This window comes from Borborobacter xinjiangensis (assembly GCF_047739745.1).
Lineage (GTDB): Bacteria > Pseudomonadota > Alphaproteobacteria > Rhizobiales > Rhizobiaceae > Pseudaminobacter.
This window is the reverse complement of record NZ_JBLLVA010000014.1, coordinates 1-22321: the sequence shown is the minus strand read 5'-3', so window position 1 is coordinate 22321 and position 22321 is coordinate 1. Positions and strand designations below refer to the sequence as shown.

The 22321-nt window shown below is 62.6% G+C and carries 20 protein-coding genes; 17 read left to right on the top strand and 3 right to left on the bottom strand.

All coding sequences use genetic code 11. The features are described from left to right. The first annotated feature begins 2 nt into the window (after nt 1-2). From ACLKMW_RS15600 to ACLKMW_RS15585, 4 genes are all read left to right on the top strand, one after another. Complete coding sequence (locus tag ACLKMW_RS15600; protein WP_415725398.1) at nt 3-779, top strand: GNAT family N-acetyltransferase; 777 nt, start codon at nt 3-5, stop codon at nt 777-779. Between the two features lie 5 nt (nt 780-784). After that, nucleotides 785-1207 carry a (deoxy)nucleoside triphosphate pyrophosphohydrolase gene (locus tag ACLKMW_RS15595; RefSeq protein ID WP_415725397.1) on the top strand — a complete coding sequence of 141 codons (423 nt, stop codon included), beginning with the start codon at nt 785-787 and terminating at the stop codon, nt 1205-1207. Between the two features lie 112 nt (nt 1208-1319). Further along, nucleotides 1320-1631, top strand: a complete 312-nt coding sequence (locus ACLKMW_RS15590; RefSeq protein ID WP_415725396.1) for a hypothetical protein — start codon at nt 1320-1322, stop codon at nt 1629-1631. 92 nt (nt 1632-1723) lie between these two features. Beyond that, on the top strand, nt 1724-1912 hold the full coding sequence (locus ACLKMW_RS15585) for a Flp family type IVb pilin (RefSeq protein WP_415725395.1): 189 nt from the start codon (nt 1724-1726) through the stop codon (nt 1910-1912). On the opposite strand, the gene ACLKMW_RS15580 is transcribed toward ACLKMW_RS15585, so the two are convergent. Then, nucleotides 1909-2796, bottom strand: coding sequence for a class I SAM-dependent methyltransferase (locus ACLKMW_RS15580; protein WP_415725394.1), 888 nt, complete (start codon nt 2794-2796; stop codon nt 1909-1911). The two genes, ACLKMW_RS15585 and ACLKMW_RS15580, sit on opposite strands and share 4 nt — an antisense overlap. A gap of 194 nt (nt 2797-2990) precedes the next feature. Between ACLKMW_RS15580 and ACLKMW_RS15575 the strand changes: the two genes are divergently transcribed. From ACLKMW_RS15575 to ACLKMW_RS15555, 5 genes are read left to right on the top strand one after another with little or no spacing between them, the layout of a single operon-like run. Beyond that, nucleotides 2991-3776, top strand: a complete 786-nt coding sequence (locus ACLKMW_RS15575) for a ComF family protein (RefSeq protein ID WP_415725393.1) — start codon at nt 2991-2993, stop codon at nt 3774-3776. A 26-nt stretch (nt 3777-3802) separates the two neighbouring features. Next, nucleotides 3803-4072 carry a glutaredoxin 3 gene (gene grxC / locus ACLKMW_RS15570; RefSeq protein WP_415725495.1) on the top strand — a complete coding sequence of 90 codons (270 nt, stop codon included), beginning with the start codon at nt 3803-3805 and terminating at the stop codon, nt 4070-4072. A gap of 10 nt (nt 4073-4082) precedes the next feature. Continuing rightward, entirely contained in the window at nt 4083-4949 is an 867-nt protein-coding gene (locus ACLKMW_RS15565) for a carbon-nitrogen hydrolase family protein (protein ID WP_415725392.1), read from the top strand. Further along, nucleotides 4946-5371, top strand: coding sequence for a DUF1178 family protein (locus ACLKMW_RS15560; protein ID WP_415725391.1), 426 nt, complete (start codon nt 4946-4948; stop codon nt 5369-5371). Before ACLKMW_RS15565 ends, ACLKMW_RS15560 begins: the two co-directional genes overlap by 4 nt. A gap of 39 nt (nt 5372-5410) precedes the next feature. After that, the gene (locus tag ACLKMW_RS15555; RefSeq protein WP_415725390.1) at nt 5411-6301 is read left to right on the top strand and encodes a DMT family transporter; all 891 of its coding nucleotides are present in this window, start codon (nt 5411-5413) and stop codon (nt 6299-6301) included. A gap of 13 nt (nt 6302-6314) precedes the next feature. Here the strand turns inward: ACLKMW_RS15555 and ubiG are convergent, their stop codons facing one another. After that, on the bottom strand, nt 6315-7064 hold the full coding sequence (gene ubiG / locus ACLKMW_RS15550; RefSeq protein ID WP_415725389.1) for a bifunctional 2-polyprenyl-6-hydroxyphenol methylase/3-demethylubiquinol 3-O-methyltransferase UbiG: 750 nt from the start codon (nt 7062-7064) through the stop codon (nt 6315-6317). Between the two features lie 310 nt (nt 7065-7374). On the opposite strand from ubiG, the gene ACLKMW_RS15545 reads away from it, so the two are divergent. The 8 genes from ACLKMW_RS15545 to ACLKMW_RS15510 all read left to right on the top strand — a co-directional run bounded on the left by ACLKMW_RS15545 (nt 7375) and on the right by ACLKMW_RS15510 (nt 20104). Then, complete coding sequence (locus tag ACLKMW_RS15545; protein WP_415725388.1) at nt 7375-8628, top strand: aspartate kinase; 1254 nt, start codon at nt 7375-7377, stop codon at nt 8626-8628. Between the two features lie 81 nt (nt 8629-8709). Next, entirely contained in the window at nt 8710-10983 is a 2274-nt protein-coding gene (ptsP, locus tag ACLKMW_RS15540; protein WP_415725387.1) for a phosphoenolpyruvate--protein phosphotransferase, read from the top strand. A gap of 9 nt (nt 10984-10992) precedes the next feature. Beyond that, on the top strand, nt 10993-12072 hold the full coding sequence (prfA, locus tag ACLKMW_RS15535) for a peptide chain release factor 1 (RefSeq protein WP_415725386.1): 1080 nt from the start codon (nt 10993-10995) through the stop codon (nt 12070-12072). Beyond that, entirely contained in the window at nt 12065-12931 is an 867-nt protein-coding gene (prmC, locus tag ACLKMW_RS15530) for a peptide chain release factor N(5)-glutamine methyltransferase (protein ID WP_415725385.1), read from the top strand. Before prfA ends, prmC begins: the two co-directional genes overlap by 8 nt. A gap of 314 nt (nt 12932-13245) precedes the next feature. Beyond that, the gene (locus tag ACLKMW_RS15525; protein ID WP_415725384.1) at nt 13246-14067 is read left to right on the top strand and encodes a DUF4167 domain-containing protein; all 822 of its coding nucleotides are present in this window, start codon (nt 13246-13248) and stop codon (nt 14065-14067) included. A 198-nt stretch (nt 14068-14265) separates the two neighbouring features. After that, the gene (gene clpB, locus ACLKMW_RS15520; protein ID WP_415725383.1) at nt 14266-16875 is read left to right on the top strand and encodes an ATP-dependent chaperone ClpB; all 2610 of its coding nucleotides are present in this window, start codon (nt 14266-14268) and stop codon (nt 16873-16875) included. A gap of 147 nt (nt 16876-17022) precedes the next feature. Next, complete coding sequence (locus ACLKMW_RS15515) at nt 17023-18465, top strand: L,D-transpeptidase family protein (protein ID WP_415725382.1); 1443 nt, start codon at nt 17023-17025, stop codon at nt 18463-18465. Between the two features lie 64 nt (nt 18466-18529). Continuing rightward, nucleotides 18530-20104: an MFS transporter gene (locus ACLKMW_RS15510; RefSeq protein WP_415725381.1), complete on the top strand. Its 1575-nt coding sequence runs from the start codon at nt 18530-18532 to the stop codon at nt 20102-20104. Between the two features lie 9 nt (nt 20105-20113). Here ACLKMW_RS15510 and ACLKMW_RS15505 read toward each other — a convergent pair whose 3' ends face one another. Continuing rightward, nucleotides 20114-22060 carry a M23 family metallopeptidase gene (locus ACLKMW_RS15505; protein WP_415725380.1) on the bottom strand — a complete coding sequence of 649 codons (1947 nt, stop codon included), beginning with the start codon at nt 22058-22060 and terminating at the stop codon, nt 20114-20116. Nucleotides 22061-22321 lie beyond the last annotated feature (261 nt).

The following is a 22321-nucleotide window of genomic DNA, read 5'->3' as shown; positions in this document are numbered from 1 at the left end:
CGGTGTCGCAAGACAAGCGCCCGAAACCGGAACTCGCCAAGGTGCGCCGCTACGAAGCGGCTGGCTTTCGCGCCTGGCCGGCGGCGGCCGTGCATTATGACGGCACCTGGGTGGTACGTCTTACCGCCGGTCATCCGGCCAAGCGGCTGAATTCGATCAATCCGCTCGATCCGAGCGATGTCGCCAACCTGCCCGAGCGGATCGCGCGTGCGGCCCGCCGCTTCGATGCTTATGGACGGCCGCTCACCTTCCGCATCTCGCCGCTGTCGGGGGCGGCATTGTCGCGCCATCTCGATGAGCAGGGCTGGAGCACGCTCGCTGAATCCCTGGTGATGCGGGTTGCGCTCGACCGGATCGCGGTCGAGGACGCGATGGACCAGATACCGCTCAAGGACATCGGCCGATTTGTCGGCGCGGCGGTCAAGGTCCGTGGTGTTTCCGCTTCGCTGCGGCCGGGCCTTTCCGAGATCATCGGCGCGATCCAGCCGCAAGCGGGACTTTTTGTACTGGAGAACGACAAGACGGCGCTATCGACGGCGATCTGCGTGCATGAAGGCGATCTCGCCGGGCTCTTCGAAATCGCCACCGACCCGGCCGAGCGCGGCAAGGGGCATGGCCGCCGCCTCGTGCTCTCCGCCCTGAAATGGGCGCGATTGCGCGGTGCGCGCGAGGGTTGGCTTCAAGTGGATGCGGGCAATGAGGCCGCGCGCCATCTTTATGAATCCCTCGGCTTTGCCGAGGTCTATCGCTATCACTACCGTCGCCCGCCGGAGGCATGATGGAGATGGCGGCAAACGAGATCGGCGGCAAACGCATTCTTCTGGTTGCGGCCTGCGCGCTCGTTGACGCGGACGGCCGCGTGCTTCTGGCGCAGCGCCCACCGGGCAAGACGCTTGCTGGCCTATGGGAATTTCCCGGCGGCAAGGTCGAGCCGGGCGAAACGCCAGAGGAAACGCTGATCCGCGAACTGCGCGAGGAGATCGGCGTCGAGACCAAGGCCGCCTGTCTGGCGCCGCTAACCTTCGCCAGCCATTCCTACGACGACTTCCATCTGCTGATGCCGCTGTTCGTCTGCCGCAGGTTTTGGGGCACGCCGCAGCCGCAGGAAGGTCAGGTGCTGAAATGGGTGCGTCCGCGCCAGATGCGGGACTATCCGATGCCGCCGGCCGACGAACCGCTGATCCCGTACCTGATCGATCTTTTGTGAGATCGGCCGGCAATCCGCAGGGTTAAGCAAACCTTTAACCAACCGTGAAATATTTAGTCCCGATTGCCTCGGCTCGGGGGCAGCATTGGCGTTTGGCGGGAAAGGGGTTCGCATGAAGAGCGATGAACGATGGAATCTCGTTCGTAGCGAGCATGGTTCGCGCATCGGCAGTGCCGGCATGGGCGCGCTTCGCCTCACCCTCCTGTTCGGCACGGCGGTGATCGCCTTCGCGTTGCTGGCCACCCCCATGCTAAACACGCGGGTGGACAAGGTCGTCAGAAATAGCGCCAGAGGTCTGGACATGATGAGCACCGGGTCGATCGGCCGAGGCGAGACCTATACGATCCGCAGGAGCGTGCTGCAGCCGTCACCGAAGGCGGTATGCATCATCCGCGAGAACGGCGCGCGCAGCGGCGCCTGTTGATTCATCCCTCCAGCTTCATCGGCTGTTAAGGCTGACGCCTTAACCTTTCTTAATGACTTCGCCCTAGCATCGCTGCAAAAGGGCAAGCCACGATGCAAAAGCGAATTCGGCAATTTGCGAACGATGACAGCGGCGCCACGGCGATCGAATACGGGCTGATCGTCTCGTTGCTTGCGCTGGCGATCGTGGGGAGTTTCGGCATGTTCGCCGGTTCGCTCGAATTCATGTTCAGTGACACCAGCAGTCAGCTCGTCCAAGCCTTAAGAGAGCCGAGCGACTAGCCCTGCTCCTTGTCATCGCTTTTGGGATCTTCGAGAGCTTTCGCCAGCGACATCTTTGCCGAACCGGGCTTCAGCGGCTTTTGCTGCGAGGCATCCGGTGCCCAGCCCGACAGCCACACGAATGAGAAGGTCGCTCGGATGCGGCCATCGGCATCGGAAAAGCGCTCGGCATAAATCTCCGCCGCGCGCTGGAACAGAAGACGCGTTCCGGGCCGGCGCGAGCGATCGAGCAAGGCGTTGGCCGCGCCCATGGCGCGCAAATCCGCCATCAGCTCGAACATCGTGTCATAGCGCACTGTGACGGTATCCACATCCGTGACCGGCAGCGCGAAGCCTGAGCGCTGCAGCAGGCCGCCGGCATCGCGGACATCGGTAAACGGAATAACGCGGGGGCTCGCGCCGCCGTGGATTTCGGTTTCGGCCGCAAGCAGGCTTTCGCGCAACTCGGCCAGGGTGCCGGCGCCGGCCATGACACCCAAAAACAGCCCGTCCGGCCGCAGCGCGCGCCTGATCTGGATCAGCATGCCCGGTATGTCGTTGGTTTCGTGCAGGGCAAGCAGAGATACGGCAAGATCGATGCTCTCGGCTTCAAGCGGCAGAGTTTCAGGCGCCGCGACAAGCCCCGGATCATCGCCCAGAAAGGATTGGTGCGCCTCTATCCGCCGGACACTCTCGGCCTTGCCGCTTGCCAGCACCGCATCGCGGGCGGCCGGCGTGACGCAAAACACCGTCACCGCATCGGAAAACCGCCGCTCGACCGTGCCGAGCCGGTCCTTGAGTTCCTCGGTGACACGCGCAAGCAGGAAATCGGCTCCCGGCGCCGCCTGCGCCAAGGCGCGGCGCTTGCGTGCAATCAGCAGGGCGGTGTCGAGGAGCGGTTGCAATGTCGATGTCCTTGATGTCGCTGCGGTTTCCAGCCTAGGGTGGGGTTGATATTCACGCCATGGCGACCAGCAAATGACGCTTTTCTGCGCTTCCGCTGCTCATATACTCAAGTACACTGCGCTCCGAGCCTCGAAAATCATTATCTCTGCTCGTCCTGACCTCAAACCCTGACCCTGATCTCGCTGAAAGTGTCGTGACCGATCCGATGTCGCAGTTCAAGAGTTTTGCCCGGAACGCGATGGAATGGCCGGCGCGACTTTTGTTTCCGCCGGTGTGCGCCGGCTGCCGGCGTCAGGTCTCGCAGCCGGGCGTGCTCTGTGCTGCCTGCTGGCCGAAATTGCGGTTTCTGGAAAAGCCGTGGTGCGAGGTCATGGGCACTCCTTTCACGCAGGACATGGGCGAGGGGTTTCTTTCTGCCGCAGCGATTGCAAATCCGCCGCCTTTCGAGCGTGCCCGGGCGGCGGTGTCTTATACGGGTGTGGCGCGCCCGATGGTGCAGGGGCTGAAATATGGCGACAGAACCGATCTTGCGCCGTGGATGGCGCGCTGGATGCTGCGGGCGGGCGCCGAGCTGGTGGCGGATGCCGACGTGGTCGTGCCGGTGCCGCTGCATTGGCTGCGCTTCCTTCAACGCCGTTTCAACCAGTCGGCGGAACTGGCGCGTGCCGTCAGCAGTCTCTCCGGGCTCCCCTTGGCGCCGTCGGCGGTCGAGCGCGTGAAGCGGACGCGCCGGCAGGTGGGGCTTGCAAGGCGCGAACGCGAGGACAATGTGCGTGCCGCCTTTCGCGTGCCTGCGGAGCGGGACATGGAAGTTCGTGGTCGCCGCGTGCTGATCGTCGATGACGTCTTCACCACCGGCGCCACCGTGACGGCGGTAGCGCGGGCCTTGAAGAAGGGCGGCGCCAGCGCTGTCGATGTCCTCACCTTCGCGCGTGTGCTGTCGGGGGACTTTCAGCCCGACGAGGCAGCGACTATATGAGTCCTATCAAAAATCAGGACCGCGACATGGTTGATGTGACCATCTATACCCGCGCTATGTGCGGCTATTGCGCAGCCGCCAAGCGCTTGCTTGACAGGAAGGGCGTTTCCTATACCGAACATGACGCCTCCTTCTCGCCGGAGCTTCGGCAGGAAATGATCGCTCGTTCCAACGGCCGCTTTACCTTCCCGCAGATATTCGTCGGCAAGGTGCATGTCGGCGGGTGTGACGAGCTCCACTCGCTTGAAGCCGAGGGCAGGCTGGACGGGCTGCTCGCCACCGGCCATCTTGGTTGAGGATGAAATCATGAGTGTTTTCACAGCCGCAGCAATCCAGATGCGTTCGGGCATGGACCCTGAGAAGAACGCGAAAGCCTTCGAGGCACTGGTGCGCGAAGCGGCCGGCAAGGGCGCGATCTATGTGCAGTCGCCGGAGATGACCGGTGCCGTGGTGCGTGACGCGGAGGCGCGCCGCACTGCCTTTACGACCCAGGATCGCGACATCATCGCCGCTGCCGCCGGCAGGCTTGCGCGGGAGCTCGGCATATTCCTGCATGTCGGTTCAACCGCGATCCTGCGCGCCGACGGCAAGCTTGCCAACCGCGCCCTGGTGTTCTCGCCTGAAGGGACGGCGGTCGCTGTCTATGACAAGATCCACATGTTCGACGTCGACCTCGATAATGGCGAGAGCTGGCGTGAATCGACCGCCTACGAGCCGGGCACCGAAGCAGTCGTCGCCGAACTTCCATTCGCGCGGCTGGGCCTCGCCATCTGCTATGATCTGCGTTTTCCGCATCTGTTCCGCGCCGAGGCGCTGGCCGGCGCCGATGTGCTGACGGTGCCGGCGGCCTTCACCCGCCAGACCGGTCAAGCGCATTGGCACGTCCTGCTGCGCGCCCGTGCGATCGAAAACGGCGCTTTCGTCATTGCCGCCGGGCAGGGCGGGCTGCATGAAGACGGCCGCGAGACCTTCGGTCACTCGCTGATCATCGATCCATGGGGCACCATCATCGCCGAGGCTGAGCATGACGAGCCGGGTGTCATCGTTGCAGAAATCGATACGGCGTTGTCGGCCGCCGCGCGCAAGAAGATTCCAAACCTGAAGAATGCACGCGACTTCGAGGCCCCTTCGGCGGTGCGGCCGGACGCGTCACTGCGGGGGGCTGCGTCTTGATAAGGTTTTCGCTTTCCTGCGAACAGGCGCACGAGTTCGAGGGCTGGTTTCGCAACAATGAGGATTTCGAAACCCAGCGCAAGCGCGGTTTCGTCGATTGCCCCGCCTGCGGTTCCCACCGGATCGAAAAGGCGCTGATGGCGCCCGCCGTTTCCACCGGTGCGCGCAAGGAGAAGATCGCGCTTGCCATGAACGAGCAGCAGCGTGCCGCGATGGCGCAACTCAAGGCGCTGTCGGAAAAGCTTCGCGAGAATGCCGACTATGTCGGCGACAAATTCGCCGAGGAAGCGCGGAAAATCCATTTCGGCGAGGCCGATGCGCGCGGTATCTACGGCGAAGCGACGCAGGACGAAGCCAAAAGCCTGCTCGAGGATGGCGTAGATTTCATGCCGATCCCGGTATTTCCCGACGATCGGAATTGAGCCTCCCGCCATGGGCCACATAGCGGCGGCCGAGGCTACATGACACGACTGTGGAACTCGGCGCTGAGCCTGCTTCTGATCACCGGCGGGCTGCTCGGGCTTACGCTGCCGTTCGGCAAGATGGCGGTGAGCGCTGGAATTTCTCCGGCCCTCTGGGCCTTCGTCATCTCCTTCGGGGCTGGCGCGGTGCTTTTGGCGTTTCTCTGGTCGCGCGGGAAAAACCTGCGCCTTGATGGCGGGACCCTGCGTTATTTCGTGATAACCGCGGCGATCTCATACGCCATTCCAAACCTGCTGGTCTTTGCAGCCATTCCGCATCTGGGCGCCGGCTTTACCGGCATCATGTTCACCTTGTCGCCGCTTATGACGCTGGCGATCTCATTGCTGCTCAAACTGCGCAAGCCCAATCCGCTCGGTATCGCCGGGATAGCAGTGGGCTTTGTGGGCGCGGTGATGGTGACGCTTACCCGTGGCGAGGCAAGTCAGCCGGCAGAGCCCTTCTGGATCGGTGTCGGCCTGCTTGTTCCCGTCAGCCTGGCTTTGGGAAACATCTATCGCACGCTGCGCTGGCCGGAAAACAGCGGACCGATCGAGTTGGCGGCGGGGAGCCATCTCGCCGCGGCGGTGATGGTCCTTGTCGTGGCTGCCTCGCTGCCCGGCGGCATCGCGCTTTCGCCGCTCGCGGCCGAGCCGGTGCTGGTCGCAGTCCAGGTCGCGGCCTCTTCGGCGATGTTCGCGTTCTTCTTCCGCCTTCAGGCGGTCGGCGGCCCGATCTATCTTAGCCAGATCGGTTATGTCGCGGCGGCAATCGGCTTGATTTCCGGGACTGTTTTTCTCGGTGAGAGTTACCGGCTGGCAACCTGGGCGGGTGCTGCAATCATTTCGATCGGGCTCGCCATGACCACCCGTGCCCAGATCGGCTCTGACTGAACGTGCAGCCGTATCAGGGGCGGATCTTCTCCGTCAGGACCATGTAGTTGACGTCCATGTCCTTCGAGCGCTGCCAGCGGTCGGCCAGCGGATTGTAGGTCACGCCCGTGCGGTCGGTGATCGTCATGCCGGCCTTGGAGAGCGCCTGCTCCAGCTCTTCGGGCCGGACCAGCTTGCCATATTGATGGGTGCCGCGCGGCAGCCAGCGCAGGAGATATTCGGCGCCAACGATCGCCAGCCCCAGCGCCTTCAGCGTGCGGTTGATGGTGGCCACGAACATGATGCCGTCCGGCTTGACCATCTCGCTGCACTTGCCGATGAACAGATCGACATCGGAAACATGCTCGACGACTTCCATGTTCAGGATCACGTCGAATTTTTCACCGGCGTCAGCAAGCGCCTCGGCCGTCGTCGCGCGGTAGTCGATGTCCACGCCGGCTTCCGCGGCATGGAGCCTGGCCACCTCGATGTTGGTTTCGGAGGCATCGGCCCCGACGACATCGGCGCCAAGGCGCGCCATCGGCTCGCACAACAGCCCTCCGCCGCAGCCAATGTCGAGGATGCGAAGGCCTTCCAAGGGTCGCGCCGCATGCGAATCACGATCGAACCGGGCCGCTACGTGATCGCGCACATAGGCCAGGCGCACCGGGTTGAATTTGTGCAGCGGCCGGAATTTTCCGTTGGGATTCCACCATTCGGCGGCCAGCGCGGAGAAACGTTCCACTTCTCCCGCGTCGATGGTCGATCGTCGAGGCTCGGGCATTGCATGTCTCCCTTCGACCCAAGGAAGTCGGTTGATGAAGGCAGAATGTCAAGGCAACTTTTTTGCACGGCTTTTAACGGGGTCGGCAAGCGGCCAAACCGCGTAAGGCGTGCGGGCAAGGCATGGGAGTCGGCACGGCCACCTCTTTAAAAGTCTAACGAATGGAGCCGAATTCGCTGGACACGCCTCCTTGCGAAACAGCCATGTTTTGGCTATGGAGGCCGCAACTTTGCGCCGGGTTTTGCGGCGCTCGTTTCGGCTTCCGGCCTGTTTGACGGGCTTCGGGCATGTAAAAAGGCGTACGGCTTCCATGGCGCGCATCGTGATGAAATTCGGCGGGACTTCGGTCGCCGACATCAGTCGCATTCGCAATGTGGCGCGCCACGTCAAACGCGAGGTCGACAATGGCCACGAGGTGGCCGTGGTCGTTTCGGCGATGGCCGGCAAGACCAACGAACTGGTCGCCTGGACCCGCGAGGCTTCGGCCATGCACGATGCCCGCGAATATGATGCGGTTGTTGCCTCGGGCGAGCAGGTGACGGCCGGTCTCCTGGCCATCACCCTGCAGAACATGGGTGTGAATGCCCGATCTTGGCTTGGATGGCAGATACCGATCCGCACCGATGCTACCCATGGCGCGGCCCGCATCATGGATATAGACGGGTCATTCCTGGTCGAGCGGTTCGGACAAGGCCAGGTTGCCGTCATCGCCGGATTCCAGGGCATCGGGCCGGACAACCGGATCGCGACGCTCGGACGTGGTGGATCGGATACGAGCGCGGTTGCCATCGCCGCTGCCGTAAAGGCCGACCGCTGCGATATCTACACCGATGTCGACGGTGTCTATACTACCGACCCGCGCATCGAGCCGAAGGCGCGCCGGCTGGCCAGCATCTCCTTCGAGGAAATGCTTGAAATGGCTTCCTTGGGCGCCAAGGTCTTGCAGGTGCGCTCGGTCGAGCTTGCGATGGTGCATCAGGTGCGCACGTTCGTGCGTTCTTCTTTCGACGATCCGGACGCGCCCGGCATGGGCGATTTCGACAACCCGCCCGGAACGCTCATTTGCGACGAGGATGAAATCGTGGAACAGCAGATCGTCACCGGAATTGCCTACGCCAAGGACGAGGCCCAGATTTCGCTGCGCCGCGTCGCCGACCGGCCGGGCGTCGCCGCCGGCATTTTCGGCCCGCTCGCGGAAGCGGGCATCAATGTCGATATGATCGTCCAGAACATGTCGGAAGACGGATCGCGCACCGACATGACCTTTACGGTGCCTTCCGGCGATGTCGACAAGGCACTGGGCGCCCTGGAAAAGATCCGCCCCGAAATTGGTTTCGACGCCGTGCAGCACGACCAGGGCATGTCGAAGATTTCGGTGATCGGCATCGGTATGCGCAGCCACACAGGCGTGGCGGCAACGGCCTTCAGGGCGTTGGCGGACAAGGGCATCAATATCCGCGCCATCACGACGTCGGAGATCAAGATTTCCATTCTGATCGATGGGCCCTATACAGAACTTGCGGTTCGTACTTTGCATTCCGTGTACGGTCTGGATAAGCAATAGAACGACGAATCTTTTCGGCCTCGCTTTATCCGGTGCCCGGCGTAAGCTGCACCGGCCAATAACAATTGGAGACGACGCCTGATGCGTGACACGGCGGGTGGCCCGCGCGTTCTCTTGAAAAGGCTTCGCGAGCTCATGGCTGAGCCGCTGGAGTCGCAGGAGAGGCTCGACCGCATCGTCCGCGACATCGCCTCCAACATGGTGGCCGAAGTCTGCTCGCTCTATGTGCTGCGCGCCGACTCGGTGCTCGAACTCTATGCCACCGAAGGTCTGAACCCGGGCGCGGTCCATCTGGCGCAGCTTCGCCTGGGGCAGGGCCTTGTCGGCACGATTGCGGCCAGCGCGCGCGCCCTGAACCTTTCGAACGCGCAGGAACACCCGGCTTTCGCCTACCTCCCGGAAACCGGCGAGGAAATCTACAGTTCCTTCCTCGGCGTTCCGGTGCTGCGCGCCGGGCGCACGCTCGGCGTCCTCGTCGTCCAGAACCGGACCAGCCGCCACTACCGCGAGGACGAGGTCGAGGCGCTGGAAACGACCGCGATGGTAATCGCGGAGATGATCGCCACGGGCGATCTCGCCCGGCTGACGCGCCACGACGGCCTCGAACTCGATCTGCGCCGCCCGGCCGTCTTCAAGGGGTTGGCCTTCAACGAAGGCGTCGGTCTCGGACATGTCGTGCTGCACGAGCCACGCATCGTCGTCACCAATCTGTTCAATGAGGACAGCGAACAGGAACTGCGACGCCTGGAATCGGCTTTGGGTTCGCTGCGCCTGTCGATCGACGACATGCTGTCGCGGCGCGATGTCGAGTTCGAAGGAGAGCATCGCGAGGTTCTCGAAGCTTACCGGATGTTCGCCAATGACCGCGGCTGGGTGAGGCGGCTGGAAGAGGCGATCCGCAACGGCCTGACGGCGGAAGCCGCCGTTGAGAAGGTGCAAAGCGACATGCGTGCGCGCATGCTGCACATGACCGATCCCTATCTGCGCGAGCGGATGAGCGATTTCGACGATCTTGCCAACAGGCTGCTGCGCCAGCTGATGGGCCGCTCGCCGGACGATATTGCCGCCTCGCTGCCCAAGGATTCGATCATCGTCGCCCGCTCCATGGGCGCGGCCGAACTGCTCGACTATCCGCGCGAAAAGCTGCGCGGCCTGGTGCTGGAGGACGGCACTGCGACAAGCCACGTCGTCATAGTCGCTCGCGCCATGGGCATTCCGGTCGCCGGCCAGATGAAGGGCGTCGTGTCCATGTCGGAAAACGGCGATGCGATGATCGTCGACGGCGACGAGGGCATGATCCACTTGCGGCCCCAGTCCGACGTCGAGGCGGCCTATGCCGAAAAGGTCCGATTCCGGGCGCGGCGGCAGGAACTTTACCGTGAATTGCGCAAGAAGCCGTCGACGACCAAGGACGGCGTGCATGTCGATCTCTTGATGAATGCCGGCCTCTCCGTCGACCTGCCGCAACTGGCCGAGGCAGGCGCGAGCGGCATCGGCCTTTTCCGCACCGAATTGCAGTTCATGGTTGCCGCCACCTTCCCGCGTGCCGAGGCGCAGGAACGGCTCTACCGCGACGTTCTCGACGCGGCGCAGGGCAAGCCGGTGACCTTCCGCACCATAGATATCGGTGGTGACAAGGTGCTGCCTTACTTCAAGGGGGCGGCGCATGAGGAAAACCCGGCGCTCGGGTGGCGCGCCATTCGCCTGACGCTCGATCGGCCCGGCTTGCTGCGCTCGCAGATCAGAGCGCTGCTCAAGGCGGCCGGCGGGCGCGAGCTGAAGCTGATGCTGCCAATGGTGACGGAGCTCGGCGAAATCGCGCAGGCGCGCGAGATAATCGATCGCGAAGTGCGGCATCTTTCGCGTTTCGCACACCATTTGCCGAACAGCTTCAAGCTGGGCGCGATGATCGAGGTACCGTCGCTTTTGTGGCAGCTCGACGAACTGATGCAGGCGGTCGATTTCGTCTCGGTCGGATCGAACGATCTCTTCCAGTTCGTGATGGCGGCCGATCGCGGCAACACACAGCTTTCCGACCGTTTCGATCCGCTTTCGGTGCCCTTCCTTCGGGTCCTCAAGCAGATTGCCGATGCGGGACATCGCAACCGCAAGCCGGTGACGCTGTGCGGCGAAATGGCCGGCAAGCCGATCTCGGCGATGGCGCTGATCGGCCTCGGCTACCGCTCGATTTCGATGTCCCCGGCGTCGGTCGGTCCGGTCAAGGCAATGCTTACGGAACTTCCCGCAGGCGAGTTGGCTACCTATCTTGAGGAAAACCTGTCAGGCCCAAGCGTCGATCTGCCGATGCGGGCGCTGCTTCAGGCTTTTGCCGACGACCGCTCCATCCCACTTTGACGAAATGACATGATCAGTTTGCCGCGCGACCGCATGGACCAGCTTGTCAAGCGATTCGATATGCTCGAAGCGCAGATGGCGGCCGGGCACGACCCCCATGCCTATGTGAAGATGGCATCCGAATATGCCGACCTGAAGGACATGGTCTTCAAGGTCAGGGAGCTTCGCGCGGCCGAGCAGGAGCTTGCCGATCTCGACGTCATGCTTGCCGACAAAGACACCGATGCGGAAATGCGCGGGCTGGTCGAAGGCGAGGCCGACGCAGTCAGGGAGCGGATCGAGGCGCTGCAGAAGGATATCCAGATACTGCTCCTGCCCAAGGATGCAGCCGATGCACGCAGCGCCATCCTGGAAATCCGAGCCGGCACCGGCGGAGATGAAGCGGCCCTCTTCGCTGGCGATCTTTATCGCATGTACGAGCGCTATGCTGCCGAGCAGGGCTGGCGCTTTGAAACGGTTTCGGCGAGCGAAGGCGAGGTCGGCGGCTTCAAGGAAATCATCGCCACCGTGTCGGGCAAGGGCGTCTTTGCCAAGCTGAAATTTGAATCCGGCGCGCATCGCGTGCAGCGGGTGCCGGAGACCGAAGCCGGCGGGCGCATCCACACTTCGGCAGCCACCGTTGCGGTTTTGCCGGAAGCCGAGGAGGTCGACATCGAAGTTCGGCCCGAAGACATCCGCATCGACACGATGCGCGCCTCCGGCGCCGGCGGACAGCACGTCAACACCACTGATTCGGCTGTGCGGATCACGCACATCCCGAGCGGTATCGTCGTCGTTCAGGCCGAAAAATCGCAGCATCAGAACCGCGCGCGCGCCTTGCAGATCCTGCGGGCGCGACTTTACGATATGGAACGGTCGCGCGCCGACGATGCGCGCTCGCAGTCGCGCAAGCTTCAGGTCGGATCGGGTGATCGTTCCGAGCGCATCCGCACCTATAATTTCCCGCAGGGGCGGGTGACCGACCATCGCATCAACCTGACGCTCTACAAGCTCGACCGGGTAATGATGGGCGAGCTTGACGAGATCATCTCGGCGCTGATCGCCGACCATCAGTCGAAGCTTCTCGCCGATATCGGTCTGGATGGCTGAGGCGGAAAATACGCTGGGCGGCGTGCTGCGCGCGGCAAGAGCAAGACTTGCCGCGCATGGGATCGACAGTGCGGCACTGGACGCCAGGTTGATCGTCGAACATTTCTCCTGCACGGGCCGGACCGAGGCGGTTACCTCACCCGGCAGGGTTCTCGACGCCTCTATCCTGGACGCGGTGGATGCGGCTATTGCGCGCAGGGCCGGCGGCGAACCGGTGCACCGGATACTGGGTTTCAGGGAATTCTATGGTCTGGAACTCGCGCTTTCGCCAGCCACGCTGGAGCCGCGGCCCGACACGGAAACGCTGGTCGACATGGTGCTGCCACTGGTTCGTACGACGGTTGAGCGGCAAGGCGCATGCCGGATTCTCGACCTTGGCACAGGCACCGGCGCGATTATTCTCGCCTTGCTCAGCCAGGTGGAACAGGCACTCGGTGTGGGCGTCGATCTTTCCGGGGAGGCGGTGGCGACGGCGCGGCGCAATGCCGAGCGTCTTGGTCTGGCAGAGCGCTTTTCGGCCTTGGAATCGGACTGGTTTGCAAAAATTTCAGGGAAATTCCATTTAATCGTCTCGAATCCTCCCTATATAGCAAGAAAAGATATCGCCGCGCTTCAGGCGGAAGTTCGTAACTTCGATCCGCCGCTGGCCTTGGATGGGGGAGAGGATGGTCTCGGTCCCTACCGCGTGATCGCTGCAGGTGCGGCGTGTCATCTTGAGGCAGATGGGTACGTTGCGGTCGAGATAGGATTCGATCAGAAACCAAGCGTGATCGGTATTTTTGACCAAGCCGGATACAGCCTTGCCGATTCGCGCAGCGACCTTGCGGGAAACGACCGCGCGCTGCTTTTTCGGCGCTGAATCAAAGCTTTGGTGGCGGCCGAAAAAATACTTGGCAACGTGTCGGAATGCCGCTAGGGTCAAAACACCGGATGAGAACGAAGCAGGCAGTGCTGTTACCGATTCGGTTCCCTAAGAAACAAACTGCCTTCTTGCGAAAGCGACGCTTTATGCTTCGTGCGGGGATCACCCGGCAAGTGACATGAGACCGGAACAGAATGGTACGTGACGCCGACGCAATCGATGCGGGCGAACACCGTCGGGGTAGCACGAACGGCTGGCCGCCGAGGCACCTTGCCTATTTTTCAAGTTGAAAATGACATGAAGAGAGTCTGATGAGGCCACAACAGCAGAACAGGCGCATGCGCGGCCGCAACAACAATGGCGGCGGCAACAACAATAACAACAACCGTCGCGGGCCGAATCCACTCACGCGCAACTATGAAAGCAACGGTCCGGACGTCAAGATTCGCGGTTCGGCCCAGCAGATTGCCGAGAAATATGCCGCTCTGGCCCGCGATGCCCAAAGCGCTGGCGATCGCGTGATGGCCGAGAACTATCTGCAACACGCCGAACACTACAATCGCATCATCGCAGCCGCCCAGGCGCAGATGCCGATCCAGCAGGTTCAGCCCAATCGCGACGACATCGACGACGATCTGGATCAGGACCGCGAGGAATTCGAGACCGTGGACGGCAACGCCAATCGGCAGAACGGCGAGCAGGTGCCGGAGACGCCGCCTGCTGCCCCCGCCGCAAGCGATGGTTCCGGGCCGCAGCCGGTGATCGAGGGTACACCCGCCGAAGTCGCGCTGAACGCGCAGACGGCCACCGAAAGGCCGAGCGGTCGCGGGCGCGGAAGGCGTCCGGCACGGACTCAGGCGCAAACGACCGCGCCTGCTCCTGAATCTGCTTCGATCGCGGAGGCGAATGATGCGGCTCCTGCCGAGGCGGCAACAGCCGAGACATCGCAGGCTTCCGAGCACAATGAGGCACCGGCCGCCGCTCCGCGCCCGCGTCGTCGCCCCCGACGGGGCGAGCGCCAGCCCGAGCAGGAAGCCGCAGCCGATGGCGAGCGATCCGAGGCGCCGACGGCATCGAAGGGAGCCGAAGCAACGGATGAAAGTTCGACCCTTGCGCCGGCAAGTGGGCTCTGAATTTTCCAGCCATTCGTAAGTTCAAACGGCGGGGCCCTTGTGCCCCGCCGTTTTTGTTTTCCACGGCTTGAAATGTCTTGAGGAATTTCGGTGCATCCCCATATCTCGAATGAAATGGATCCGGCTCCTTGGGGCGGGTCCGTCACCGCAATCTGATCCGGTGCCGCAGAGCGGGCCGGTGACGGAATGGAGACAATCATGAATCTTGAGAAATATTCCGAGCGCGTGCGTGGTTTCATTCAGTCGGCGCAGACGCTGGCGCTTTCAAAAAATCATCAGCAATTCACCCCTGAACATATCCTGAAAGTCCTCGTCGATGATGACGAGGGGCTTGCCGCATCGCTGATCGAACGGGCGGGAGGTCGGCCCGGCGATGTGAAACTCGGTGTCGAGGCAGCACTGGAGGCGATGCCACGCGTCGAAGGCGGCAATGGCCAGCTCTATCTCGCGCAGCCGCTGGCGAAGGTGTTTTCCACTGCCGAGGAACTCGCCAAGAAGGCCGGCGACAGTTTTGTCACCGTGGAGCGCCTGTTGACCGCGCTGGCCGTCGAAAAGTCGGCCAAGACGTCGGATATCCTTTCCAAGGCCGGGGTTACCGCTCAAGGCTTGAACCAGGCAATCAATGAAATCCGCAAGGGCCGCACCGCCGATTCGGCAAGTGCGGAGCAGGGCTATGACGCGCTGAAGAAATACGCACGCGACCTGACCGCCGATGCGCGTTCGGGAAAGCTCGATCCGGTGATCGGCCGTGACGACGAAATCCGTCGCACGATCCAGGTTCTGTCGCGCCGCACCAAGAACAATCCGGTGCTGATCGGCGAGCCCGGCGTCGGCAAGACGGCCATTGCGGAAGGGCTGGCGCTTCGCATCGTCAATGGCGACGTGCCCGAATCGCTCAAGGACAAGCAGTTGATGGCGCTCGACATGGGCGCACTCATTGCCGGCGCGAAATACCGCGGCGAATTCGAGGAGCGGCTGAAGGCTGTGCTTTCCGAAGTTACGGCGGCCGACGGGAACATCATCCTGTTCATCGACGAGATGCACACGCTGGTCGGCGCGGGCAAGGCAGACGGCGCAATGGACGCCTCCAACTTGCTGAAGCCGGCGCTGGCGCGCGGCGAATTGCACTGCGTCGGTGCGACCACGCTCGACGAGTACCGCAAGCATGTCGAGAAGGATGCAGCGCTGGCGCGGCGCTTCCAGCCGGTTTTCGTCGATGAGCCGACCGTCGAGGATACGGTTTCGATCCTGCGCGGGCTGAAGGAGAAATATGAGCAGCACCATAAGGTGCGCATCTCCGATTCGGCACTCGTCTCGGCGGCAACCCTGTCCAATCGCTACATCACCGACCGTTTTCTGCCGGACAAGGCGATCGACCTGGTGGACGAGGCTGCGTCTCGCCTGCGCATGCAGGTCGATTCGAAGCCTGAGGCACTCGACGAGATCGACCGGCGCATCATGCAGCTCAAGATCGAGCGCGAGGCGTTGAAGGTCGAAACCGATGAGGCGTCCAAGGATCGCCTTGGACGGCTCGAAAAGGAACTGACCGACCTCGAGGAGGAATCGGCGGCGATTACCGCGACCTGGGCGGCAGAAAAGGCCAAGCTTGGTCTGGCGGCAGATCTGAAGAAGCAACTCGACGACGCACGCAACGAACTGGCCATCGCCCAGCGCAATGGCGAATTCCAGCGTGCCGGCGAACTGGCATATGGGCAAATCCCGGAACTCGAGCGCAAGCTGAAGGACGCCGAGGCGCAGGACGGGAAAGGCTCGATGGTCGAGGAGACCGTGACGCCCGATCACGTTGCCCATATCGTCTCGCGCTGGACCGGAATTCCGGTCGACAAGATGCTGCAAGGCGAGCGCGAGAAGCTGCTGCGTATGGAGGACGAAATCGCCAAGCGAGTCGTCGGACAGGGCGAGGCGGTGCAGGCGGTGTCGAAAGCCGTTCGGCGCGCGCGTGCCGGCCTTCAGGATCCTAATAGGCCGATCGGCTCGTTCATGTTCCTTGGGCCCACCGGCGTCGGCAAGACGGAGCTGACCAAGGCGCTTGCCAGCTTCCTGTTCGACGACGAGAGCGCCATGGTGCGCATCGACATGTCGGAGTTCATGGAAAAGCACTCGGTCGCGCGGCTGATCGGCGCGCCTCCCGGCTATATCGGTTATGAGGAGGGTGGCGCGCTAACCGAGGCGGTGCGGCGCCGGCCCTATCAGGTCATTCTGTTCGACGAGATCGAAAAGGCGCATCCCGACGTCTTCAACGTGCTGTTGCAGGTTCTGGACGACGGCCGCCTGACCGACGGTCAGGGCCGCACGGTAGACTTTCGCAATACGTTGATCATCATGACCTCCAATCTCGGCGCCGAATATCTGGTCGGGCTTGGCGAAGGCGAGGACGTCGACAAGGTACGCGATGAAGTCATGGCGGTGGTCAAGGCCTCGTTCCGGCCGGAGTTTCTCAACCGCGTCGACGAGGTGATCCTGTTCCACCGCCTGCGCCGCCAGGATATGGGCCAGATCGTAGAAATCCAGCTGAAGCGGCTCGAATCGCTGCTGTCGGACCGCAAGATCGCTCTCGACCTCGACGAGGATGCGGTCGAGTGGCTGGCCGGCAAGGGCTACGACCCCGCCTACGGCGCGCGCCCGTTGAAGCGGGTGATGCAGAAGGAGTTGCAGGATCCGCTCGCCGAAAAGATCCTTCTCGGCGAGATCCTGGACGGATCGACGGTTAAGGTTACAGCCGGCTCCGACCGGCTGAACTTCCGCGCAATGCCAACGCCTTCCGCCGCCACGGAAAAGGCCGCTTGAACGCCGCAATCGACGCCCAGAAAATGGCCGCTCCTGGCGGCCATTTTCATGCCCGGTTCATATTGGAACTTCTAGTGTATTCGAGGCATTACACGCGGAATGCGCAAATATGGGCCGAAAGTATCGACTGACGGGATTTTGGAAGGAATGGTCACGAAAACCATCGTTCTTTCGGCATTTTTGGCCGGATTTTGCATTTCGGGCGCACAGGCAGCGGCCGAACGGGCCGAAGAACATGAGCGAATCGCTGGCGGCCACGAGGAAGAGCGCATCATCCTCGCACAATCCGGCGATGTCGAAATCTACTTCGACGGCAACGGCAATCGGGTGCTGGTCGACTCCTATACCGGCGAAGTGATTGCGGTGCAGCCGCCACGGCGTGTGTTGCGCCAGCGCGAATTGCGACGCGAGGATCGTTACTATCTCGATGATCCGGAAGACATGGAGCGGCTGCGCAGAGACCGAGAGCGCGGCTACGAGATTTATCCCGAAGGTCCGGTCGAAGACTATGGCGACTATTCGCGCGGCTGGCGGGACGAGGAATTTCCGCCGGCGCCAGGACGCGCCTTTCCCGATGAGGAACTCTATCCCGACCAAGGTTTCGAGTCAGAGCCGCAGATCGTAAAGCGCGAACCTGTCGAGCGGGCGCCGCTCGAAGGTGAGATCATGCCGCGAACGGCTGAGCCGCAACCTTCCGACCGGATAACCGTGCCCGGCGCGACGATCGAGCCACCGACCACGTTTACAGCCCGCGAGGACGTCGCGGCGATCCAGGTGTTGATGGACAGGGCAGGCGCTTCCCCCGGCGTCATCGACGGGAAGTTCGGCAGCAATGTCGACAAGGCGCTGGTTGCCTATCGCGAATTGACCGGTACCAACCTGAAATCCACCGACACCGCAAAGATAAAGGAAGCACTGGCGGCCAGTGGCGGCGATCCGTTCACCACCTATACGATTACCCCCGAGGACGCCGCCGGACCGTTTGTCGCCGCTATACCTTCCGACTACGGCGAGAAGGCACAACTTGGACACCTAAGCTACACATCGGTTGCCGAAATGCTCGCCGAGCGGTTCCACATGGACGAAGCCTATCTCAAGGCACTCAACCCGGGCGTTAACTTCTCTCGTCCGGGCACCAAGATCCGGGTCGCCAATGTCGGCAGTCCGGTTGCCACGAAAGTGCAGCGCATCATCGCGGACAAGGGGCGCAAGCAGGTTCGCGCTTATGACGAATCGGGCAAGCTCGTTGCCGCCTATCCGGCGACGATCGGCTCGGCTGCCACGCCGTCGCCGACCGGCACGCATGCCGTGTCGCGTGTGGCGTTCGACCCGAACTATACCTACAATCCAAAACTCAACTTCAAGCAGGGCAACAACGACAAGATACTGACCATTCCGCCTGGGCCGAACGGGCCGGTGGGATCGATCTGGATAGCGCTGGACAAACCGACCTATGGTGTTCATGGCACCCCCGATCCCTCAAAGATCGGCAAGACCGAAAGTCATGGCTGCGTGCGCTTGACCAATTGGGACGCGCAGGAACTGGCGAAGCTGGTGAGCCCGGGCGTGACCGTCGAGTTCGTGGAATAGAAGCTTGAGGTTGTCGATCGCGGCTTGATTGCCGCTGCCGCCATGTCGCGCTAGTTTGTGCGACATGCAGTCTCCGTGCGAAACCAATCGCGATGCCGCGCCGCAAGCTGCTCCGGTCGAGAATGGCGCTTTTTGCCCGCGATCTCAGCGCCGCTATGTTCTGATTGCGGCGATCCTCGCGTCCGCCCTGGGTTTCATCGACGGGTCGGTGGTATCGATCGCCATACCGGCAATTCGCACCGATCTCGGCGCGACGCTGGTCGAGGCGCAATGGATTTCGAATGCCTATGCGCTGACGCTTTCGGCGCTGATTCTCGCCGGTGGCGCTGCCGGCGACAATTACGGCCTGCGGCGGACCTTCATCACCGGTATCATGCTCTTTGTCGCCGCCTCGCTGTTTTGCGCGCTGGCGCCCGACCCGACATCGCTGATCGCAGCGCGGGCAATCCAGGGCATAGGCGCCGCGATCATGGTGCCCGGCAGCCTGGCGATCATTGCCAAGGCCTATCCGAAGGCGGAGCGGGGCAGGGCGATCGGCATTTGGGCAGCGTCTTCCGCCTTGACCACCGCGCTCGGCCCGGTGGTGGGTGGCGTCGTACTCTCCACCTTCGGTGACAGCATCTGGCGGGTGATATTCGCCATAAACCTGCCGCTTGGCGGGATCGCGCTCTATCTTCTCCTGACCAAGGTGCCGAACGACGAGGCGACGCAGAAACGCCAACTTGATCTCAGCGGGGCGGCGATCGCGACGGCGGGACTGGGTGCGATCGCCTATGGGTTGACGGCGCTCTCTTCGGAAAACGCACAATCGAGCGAGATGGTACCGCTCGCGTCCATGGCCGTGGGCCTGGCGCTTTTCGGTTACTTCCTTTTGTGGGAGCGCCGTCAAACCGAGCCGATGGTCGACCTTTCGCTTTTCAGAATAGGGGCCTTTTCAGGCGCGAATATAGCGACATTCTTCCTTTACTTTGCGCTTTCAGGAATTCTCTTCTACCTGCCGATGCTGCTGATCGCCGGCTGGGGCTTGAGTGCTGCCGAGACGAGCCTGATCTTCCTGCCGCTGTCGGGTGCGATTGCGTTACTGTCGGGTCCGGTTGGGGCGTTGTCAGACCGAATCGGTCCGCGCCTGCCGATTGCCTTGGGCAGTTTGGTCGTTGCGGCTTCTTTCGCGGGGCTTGCCATCGCCACAGGGCTGGGCTTCCATGGCTTCTGGTCGGCGATATTCCCCGCCATGGTGCTTATGGGTCTCGGCATGTCGCTTGTCGTGTCGCCGCTCTCCACCGCAATCATGACCTCGGTCGAAGACAAGGACACCGGGGCGGCCTCGGGCATCAACAACGCCGTTTCGCGAATCGCCGGGCTCATCGCCGTCGCCATGCTGGGCGGAATTGCGGCGTTCCGCTACGCTTCGGTGCTTGCCGGCAATGGCGAGGTGCCGGATTTCGGCGAGCCGGCGGCGAACCTTCCCGCCGGGTTGGAGACATTGCGCGTCGCAGCCAGCGACGCCGCATTTTCCGCCGTCGCCTGGGTGACCGCCGCGCTTTGCGTGGCATCCGCACTCACCGCATGGCTGACTGTTCCGGGGCGCGAATCACTGGACAGGATCCGGGCCAAGCAGGCCGGAAGTTCGCAATCCTGAATTACTTTTTCATTCCGCTCCGGCGGCCGCCACTTTGAGCGGGCTGCCCGCATCGTCCTCGAGCAGATCGTCGATGCGTTCGCGCTCGCGCTTGAAGGCGACGAGATCCTCGCCCTCGAGCGTGCGACCGACCGGCAGACGCACACGCATCGGATCGACCTTGGTGCCGTTGACGATCAGTTCGTAGTGCAGATGTGAGCCGGTCGAAAGGCCGGTGGTGCCGACATAGCCGATGACCTGGCCCTGCCTGACTTTGGCGCCGACGGAGATGCCGCGCGCGAATGCGCTCTGATGGTTGTAGGAAGTCTCATAGCCATTGGCGTGACGGATAATCGTTTGCTTGCCATATCCGCCGGCCCAACCGGACTTCTCGACGACGCCATTGCCGGCGGCGATGATCGGCGATCCCGTCGGAGCAGACCAATCCACGCCGGTATGCATCCGGACATAGCCGAGGATGGGGTGGCGGCGACCGCCAAAGGCAGAGCGGAAAGTGCCGTTCGGCAGCGGTTTGCGCAGAAGGAACTGCCTGGCGCTTCGACCTTCGCCGTCGAAATAGTCGAAGGTGCCGTCCCGCATCTGGAAGCGGTAGAAATTGCGGGTGGTGCCGCCGAAGGTCGCGGAAACGTAGAGTATCTGCGAATCCTCCGACATCTGGTCTTCGCCGTCGGGCTGCGAGAAGAACACTTCAAGGCGGTCGGATGGATTGAGGCGCGACTGGAAATCGACTTCCGAAGCCAACAGCCTGATAAGTTGCTTCGTGGTGGTGCGCGACATGCCATAGGAGTAGGCGGCTCGATAAATGCCGTCATAAACGCTCGGCAGATTGCTGCGCGTGGTGATTGGCTGCGAATCGTCGAAAGCGGTCAAAAGCTCCGGGGTTGTGTCCGGCTCGTTGGCGACGACATATTGACTGCGGTCATCGAGCGCGATCGTCAGCAGATGCTGCTTGCGATCATAGACGCTGGTGCGCACGATTCGTGCCGCATCGCCGCGCACTTCGAGCCCGACGCGCAGCACAGTGCCCGCTTTGAGCTTGGAGGCATGCAGCATCTTGGCAATCGCCTCGGCCATGCCGGTCGCGTCGGCGCCGGTATAGCCCGACTCCGCCAGAGCCTCTGCGATATCGCGCTCAACCTTGAACGGAATGATTTCCTCGGCATAGGAGAGGGCGTCATCGTCCGCGATCTCGCGCGGCGAAACCGAGACATTTTCCGGCACGATCCGCACGCCGTAGGAGCCGGCAAGGGATTGCGTCGCGAAGGAATTTCCGAAGCGCTCCGGGTCGACATAGTGCAGGGCGGCGACCTGAACGTCGCCATCGGTGAGGATCGCACCGGTGGTGCGCACCACCTGCTCGACCTCATCTGCGGAAAGGTCGCTCTTTTCGTCGAAGGCCGCCGCTTCGAGCGGAAAATCGACGGTCTTGAGGCTCATTTCGCTTTCGACCTTGACGCCATAAATCTGGCTGGCCGGGGCTGCCGCCGTCTGCGCGGCGCCATCCTCGGCGAACACTTCGAGCGGATCGAAGGGCGGATAGCTGCGCGCGGTCTTGTAGCTGGCGGCAAGTGCCATCTTCACCTGGACGAAGGGGACTGTACGCACGACGTCGCGATCGCCGACCCTGCTGGCAACGGACACGTCCATGCGTCGCCGGTCGCGCGCTCTGGCAATCTGGGTCTGAGGCACCAGCTTGGCCGCCTTGGCGCTCTGGCCGCCGCCCTTCGGCATGATGGCGAGTTCGGCGATCTCAGGCGGCGTCGCCAGCTGCTCGCGTCCGTCCAGCGCTGCAAACAGCGCCACGCCCATCAGCACGCTGGACGTGATTCCCGTTAGAAAGGTGCCGGAGAGCCAGCGCGCCGAAACTTCGCGTCGGTCGGGCGGCCCGCTGCGCCCATCGGCAATCAGCGGCGGCTCGTTGCCGAGTTCGGCTATGGTCTGGTCGGTATCTTGCATTCAGGATTGGCGGTGCTGTTCCGATTAAAACCCGGCCTGCTTATGTTGATTGCTGCGACAATTGCCCGTGGTGAGGGCGGAAGTCAACGAAACGCGGTGGATGTTTGCGTGTCGGTGGATTTGTCCCCATATATGGAACGCGCGCGCACGCGGTGCCGGACAGTTTCATGTTGAGCCGGCTTGGGACTTCAATGGGGCTCCAATATGGCGGTTTGGGGGAGCGGTTTGTCGGCGCTTGCGCGGGGTTGGTGAGGGGGAAGT